General features: G+C 65.8%; 6 protein-coding genes. 5 read left to right on the top strand and 1 reads right to left on the bottom strand.

Going from position 1 to position 6000, the window contains the following annotated elements:
- Positions 1-1230, bottom strand: a 1230-nt coding sequence (locus tag ON20_RS30390; RefSeq protein ID WP_040841466.1) for a cytochrome P450, incomplete at its 3' end; no start/stop codon positions are given.
- A 213-nt stretch (positions 1231-1443) separates the two neighbouring features.
- Here ON20_RS30390 and ON20_RS30385 point away from each other — a divergent pair.
- From ON20_RS30385 to ON20_RS30365, 5 genes are all read left to right on the top strand, one after another.
- The gene (locus ON20_RS30385) at positions 1444-2049 is read left to right on the top strand and encodes a TetR/AcrR family transcriptional regulator (protein WP_245547576.1); all 606 of its coding nucleotides are present in this window, start codon (positions 1444-1446) and stop codon (positions 2047-2049) included.
- A 626-nt stretch (positions 2050-2675) separates the two neighbouring features.
- A complete protein-coding gene (locus tag ON20_RS30380) occupies positions 2676-3338 on the top strand; it encodes a hypothetical protein (RefSeq protein ID WP_218002702.1) in 663 nt (220 codons plus the stop codon).
- Positions 3339-3918: 580 nt separating this feature from the next.
- Positions 3919-4524, top strand: a complete 606-nt coding sequence (locus ON20_RS30375; protein ID WP_245547575.1) for a TetR/AcrR family transcriptional regulator — start codon at positions 3919-3921, stop codon at positions 4522-4524.
- A 361-nt stretch (positions 4525-4885) separates the two neighbouring features.
- Positions 4886-5359 (top strand): Rossmann-fold NAD(P)-binding domain-containing protein, encoded by a 474-nt coding sequence (locus ON20_RS33715; RefSeq protein ID WP_051163649.1) that lies wholly within the window; start codon positions 4886-4888, stop codon positions 5357-5359.
- Entirely contained in the window at positions 5356-5976 is a 621-nt protein-coding gene (locus ON20_RS30365; RefSeq protein WP_051163648.1) for a hypothetical protein, read from the top strand. The genes ON20_RS33715 and ON20_RS30365 overlap by 4 nt, the downstream gene beginning before the upstream one ends.
- Positions 5977-6000 lie beyond the last annotated feature (24 nt).

Raw genomic sequence — 6000 nt, 5'->3', positions numbered from 1 at the left:
GTGGATGTGCAGGGGCAGGGTGTGGTGGCGGCGCACGAACAGGCTCGGCACCCATTGGGGTGGGGAGTCGTCGGCGAGGTCGAATCGGGTGCTGCGCTCGAGGAGCCTGGTGAGGGCGGCGATGGCCTCGAGTTTCGCCAGGGCCGAGCCCACACAGAAGTGGACTCCCTTGCCGAATGCCAGATGCGCTCGCCCGTAGGGCCTTTCGAGCTGAACCTCGTCGGGGTCGGGGTAGATGGCAGGATCCCGGTTCGCGGCTCCCCACAGCAGCAGCAGGTGCGCGCCTGCCGGGAGATCGACTCCGGCGAGGGTGGTATCGGACACGACGTGGCGGTGGTGGCTGCGGAACGGTGATTCCAATCGGAGTGCCTCGTCGAGGAATGCGCCGAGCAGTGTCGGATGGTCTCGCAGCGACTGTTGCAGCTCGGGTGTGGTGGCGAGGAGGCGCGCGGCATTGGCGATCAGGCCGGCGGTGGATTCACCGCCGGCGCCGACGAGTTGGACCAAGATGAGCACCGCCACGTCGTCGGTGAGCTCCCCGGCATCGCACGCCCGGACCAGGACGGTCAGCAAGGTGTCCGAACGCGGCTGGATGGCTGCGGCTTTGGCCTCGGTGAACCGCTCGTGCAGGTAGGCGGCCAGCTCCGCCGCGGAGGCCACGAGGCGTGGGAGCCGGTCCGCGGGCACGACGCCGCCGAGCATTTCGGTGCTGTCGTAGGCCCATGCGAGCAGGCGCGGAACGTCGGCGGCGGGGAGACCGATGACATCGGCGACCAGAGCCAGCGGCAGCCGGTCGGCCATACCGGAGGCCCAGTCGATCCGGTTCCCGTGCAGTTCCTCGGACCACAGGCGGGCCACCAGCTCGTGCACCGTCGGTCCCAGGGTGCGGATGCGCTTGGCGAGCGCCGGGCCCACCAGTTTGCGGTGCAGTGTGTGGATGTTTGCGTTGGCGGTGGCCAGCACGTGCACGGCCTGTCCGCCGCCGTCCATGTCGAATGTGAGCGGCGGCCCGGCCGATTGCTGCACCAGCACGCCCGTCAGATGCGAGGAGAATTCGCTGGTGCGTGCCACCGCGTCGGTAACCGCCTCCCACGAGGAGACGAGATAAAAATCCGTACCCGGGATGCGGTGCACGGGAGCTCGCTCGCGCAGGGCGCGATACATCGGATAGGGATTGTGAAGATTAGCGGTATCGAAAACGTCGATCTCGCTGGGTGACCTCATTGTCATCGTGTACTCCCGTGTCCGGAAACTGGTGTGGCCGGTACGGTGCTCGACATATGCGACCATCGTCAAGCCACGTCTCACTGTAAGAATCGAACCCGAGTCACGATCCGGGCGGAGGCCGGCGCGCCCGCTCGTTCTGAGGCTTTCTCTGCTGGTCACATCACTGGCGGATCCTCTTCTGTACGAGACTGATCATGTAATTTGTCTCATGATGAGATGATTGATGACCTGGGAGTGCGGAGGGCCGGTGCAATGGGGAACCAGCGGGTGGATTGGCTGGCGGGCGGTGACCGCCGGTCCGTGGCGCGCGATCGGATCGGGGCCGCGGCCACCGAACTTATCCTCGCCCACGGGATCGACGGGCTCAGCGTGGATGACGTGGCCGCGCGGGCCGGGTGTTCGAGAGCGACGCTCTACCGCCATGTGGGCGGCAAGACGGCGCTGGTGCGGATGGTGGTCATGGGGGCCGCTGAAGCCGTAGCGGCACGGGTGGCCGCCGAGGTGGAAGGTCATCGTGGATCCCGCCGCGCGGTCGAGGCGATCCTCGCGTCCGTCACGGCCATTCGAACCGATCTGATGCTGTCGCAATGGGTTACCGGGGCCGGGTCGAGCAACGCTGAAGAATTCCTCGCCGCGGCGCCGGACCTCGGCCGCATCGCGGTATCGCTGACGCGCATCACACCAGATCACGAAGCGGCGCAATGGATCGTGCGTGTAGTGCTATCCCTGCTGGCCTGGCCGTTGCCCGATGCGGCGATGGAACGGCGGATGGTCCAGCGGTTCGTCGCTCCCCTCTTCGCGCACGAGCGCCCAGGCGCATAAGGCACCGACCAGCACGCGGGTATGGTCGTCGATCCTTGAGCCGAGTCGCCGGCCACTAGCGTCCGCCACCGGAGATCAGATTCCGGCGCCAGCGTGCTCAGGACCACACCGATCGCCATACGACCCCGAATAGTGCTTCCGGCTGTGATGCCAGCGGAATCTCCCCCACGGAGCCGCCCCGCCCAACACCTCAGCCCTCACAGCCTCCAGCGGCTGCACCCATCGGAGCCGTCAGCACGCCGAAAAGCAACCTCGACAGCATCGACGCCGACCGACCACCGAGCCCTCGGCGCACTCACACTCGCCAACTCGAACCTGCCGCTACGGAAGCCTACCGGCGAAGATCATCCACCGGTCAGCCCACAGAGGGAACGGAATCTCAAAACCGTGGCGGATCCGCCACGGCACCGTCAATCATTCTGAGACTCCGCCACGAGTTTTGAGATCCTACAGCGATAGGTGGCTGGGGTCTTGCGATCATGTCCGGCTGTGTGTTGAGCATGGTGTGCGGTTGCCGTTGCCGCATCTGGCCGTGGTGGCGATCGAGGAAGGTGCCGAGGTCAGCGGCGTGGTGTGCATCCGGGCGTCCGCGCCGGCGGCGACTGTTGCCTGCGTGTACTGCGGGTATGACGCGACCAGGGTGCACAGCCGGTACGAGCGCCGCCTGGCCGACGCGCCGGCGGTTGGTGGTCCGTCTGCGGGTGCGGCGGTGGTTCTGCGATACCCCGCCCTGCGGGGTCAGGACTTTCGTGGAGCAGGTCGAGGGGGTGACTGTGCGGCACGGGCAGCGAACGCCGCTGCTGCGGGCGATGTTGGAGGGTATCGCGATCGCGCCGGCCGGGCAGGCCGGTGCGCGGCTGGCCACTGCGCTGCATGTGTTGGCGAGCCGGTCTACTCTGCTGCGGCTGCTCGAGGCGTTGCCGGATCCCGCGACGGAGACACCACGGGTGTTGGGGGTGGACGACTTCGCGTTGCGGCGCGGTCAGAACTACGGCACCGCGCCTGATCGTCTGCGAGACCGGTGCGCCGCTGGAGTTGTTGCCGGGCAGAGACGCTCAACCTTGGCGAATTGGCCGGCCGCGCACCCCGGGGTGGAGGTGGTATGTCGAGACCACTCCGAATCCTATGTGGAAGGAACCCGTATCGGCGCCCCGGCGCGATGCAGGTCGCGGGCAGGTTTCACCTCTGGGGAGAACATGGGCAAGGCCGTCGAGCGCTGCGTGGCTCGCCACCGCTACTGCCTTCGCTCCATCGAGCCTCAGCCGGCCGACCCCTACGACCGGGAATAAACAGTGGAAAAGCTGGGCAGACCAGCGGCTACCCCGTGCCCTGAAACCCGGTAGCGCGCACGTCGCCAGTGCGCTCACCACCCACCACCACCCACATCGGAGGATGGGGTGCGCTGTGCTGGGGTATTCGAGGAGGGGCTCGGGCCACGCCGTCACCGACCGGTAAGTGTAGAGCTTGGGCCTGCGGTGTAGGGGTTTCGCCGAGAAAGGCGGGAAGCGGTGGTCGCCGGCGCGATCGCACGGCGGTGCGATCGCGGTGTGGCGGCGTACAGGGTTGCGGGCGTGGCTCTTATGTCTGAGGAGTATCGGCACGACCAGGTGTCCGGTCGATGCGGCGTGAATGATACAGCTGAGCTGAGGGAGGAAGATTATTGCTGCCGGCCGGTTTCCGGAGTCCTGTGAAACGGTTGCGCATCGTTCGATTGATCCGACAGTGTTCGGAACGGTTGGCCGGCCACGTCCATGACGTGTGTTTTCGATTGATCGTCGATCATCGGTGCCGAGCGAAGGTGCTACTCGCCGTAATGACCGCGCTCCACTACTCCCTTATGACCATACCGTATCTTGATACGGTATGGTCATGGTTGATTTGCTGAGACGTAGGCGAGCGGGGGGCGGTCGGCGAGCCGAGTTGCTCGCGGTCGTGGTGGAAGTGTTGGTCGAGCGTGGGGTCGACAGGACTCGGTTTCAGGACGTGGCTCAGCGGGCCGGGGTTGCGGTGAGCACGTTGCAGGGACACTTCGGTTCGCGAGTGGACATGCTCGTCGAGGCGTTGCAGCGGTCGACGGATGCGGAAGTGTCCGTGATGAACGAGCTGGCGGCGGCGGAAACGGATCCGTGGGCGAGGCTGGAGGCGCTGGTCGACCGTGGTTTGGGCACACCGGTACCGGTGTGGCGGATGCTGATGGAGTTCTGGTACGCCGCAGCCCACGACGACGAGTTACGTTCGCACAGTGTCGGTTTGCAGCAAAGGTATCGACAGCCGTTTGTCGATGCGGTGCAGTTGGGGTGTGAGCGAGGGAGTTTCACGCCTCGTCGGAATCCCGACGCTGTCGTCGACACATTGATAGCGGCGTTGGACGGGGTGCTGTTTCCGTCCGTGCTGTCACTTCCTCGGCCGGAGCCGGCCGAGGTGCGTGCGGTGATGTTGGACCAGCTGTCCTACCTGTTGGGGGTGCGGTCGTGACCTTGTTGGTGACCGGGGCCACCGGGAAAGTCGGGCGGCATGTTCTCGCGGGAGCTCGCCGACGCGGAATGATGGTACGAGCCGGCTCACGGAGCAGCCGGATCCCGCTGGACTGGCAGGATCCGACGACTTGGGACGATGCGCTCGCGGATGTGTCTGCGATTTTTCTAGTGGTTCCCGGAGGCGACGACGGACGCCGCGATGTGACGGGCTTCGGCCGAAGGGTGTGCAAGTTCGTAGGGCGTGCGCAGGAGGCAGGCGTCGCGTAGGTTGTGCTCATGACGGCCCTCGGGATGCAGTATGCGCCGGAGAAAGTCGAACAGCGCGCCGTCGAACTGGCGGTCACCCGAAGCGGTATGGCGTGGACGATTCTTCGTCCGAACTGGTTCTATCAAATCTTGTCGACGGGTTGTTGGGCGAGCTGGCACGACACGGTGACGGCTGTCTGCGTTTACCGGTCGGTGAAGCGCGCGTTTCGTTCATCGATGCGCGTGATATCGCCGAGGTGGCCCTGACCGCTGTGGAAAGGTGTACGGACCGCGCGGCTTTCGACCTCACCGGACCGGAGTCGCTGACGTTTGCTCAGTTGGTTGCGCAGACCGCGCACGTTGTGGAGGCGCCCCGAAGGTTCGAACCGACCACCGCCGGTGAATTCCGTCGCCAACTCGTCGAACTCGGCTCCCATCCGCGATATGTCGAGGTGGTGGATGAGCTGATGTCGTTCATCGCCGCCGGGCATGCCTCGGCGGTGACCTTCGATGTACCCGGGGTTCTCGGGCGGCCTGCGATTTCGGTGGCCGAGTTCGCCGGCAGCACGCGGAATCCGGACAGATGATCTTCACAGATCGCATCTGCGGCGCCATCGCGGCCGGAGAGGTGCGAGTCGTTTTCCGGCGCTGGGCCGTCGCACGGGTACGATCTGGAACGGTGGTCCACACTCGCGCCGGCCTGGTACGGGTCGACCTGATCGAGACCGTCGACCCGGAGTCGCTTACCGACGCGGACGCACGAGCTGCCGGGGAGACCTCGCTCGCGCGGTTGTGCGCGGGCCTTCGCGGCACTGCCACCGACACCCTCTTCCATATACACGTCTCGTACGAAGGTCCCGACCCTCGATGGGCCTTGGCCGGCGACAGTGATATGACGGGGGCGGATATCGAAGAGATCGACGCTCACCTTGCCACCGCGGACCGTCGCGCCTCCGCGCCATGGACGAGACGAACTCTCGAGGTGATCGCCGATCACCCTGGTCTGCGAGCGGCCGGGTTGGCCGAGATCCTGCACGTGGAAAGCGTCGATCGTCTCAAACGGCGAATCCGTAGGCTCAAAGCCCTCGGGCTCACGCAGAGCCTTGGCGTGGGTTACGCTCTCTCGCCGCGCGGGCATACCTATCTTCACGGCCGAACCGACGGCCACAGCCGGAACGACTCGGAAAAGCGGCACTCCGGTTGAGCTCGACACCCGCCACCAAAGGTA

This window comes from Nocardia brevicatena NBRC 12119, assembly GCF_000308495.1.
In the GTDB taxonomy this organism is placed as follows: Bacteria; Actinomycetota; Actinomycetes; order Mycobacteriales; family Mycobacteriaceae; genus Nocardia; species Nocardia brevicatena.
The sequence above is the reverse complement of the archived record's forward strand: the minus strand, read 5'-3'. Positions and strand labels throughout refer to the sequence as shown.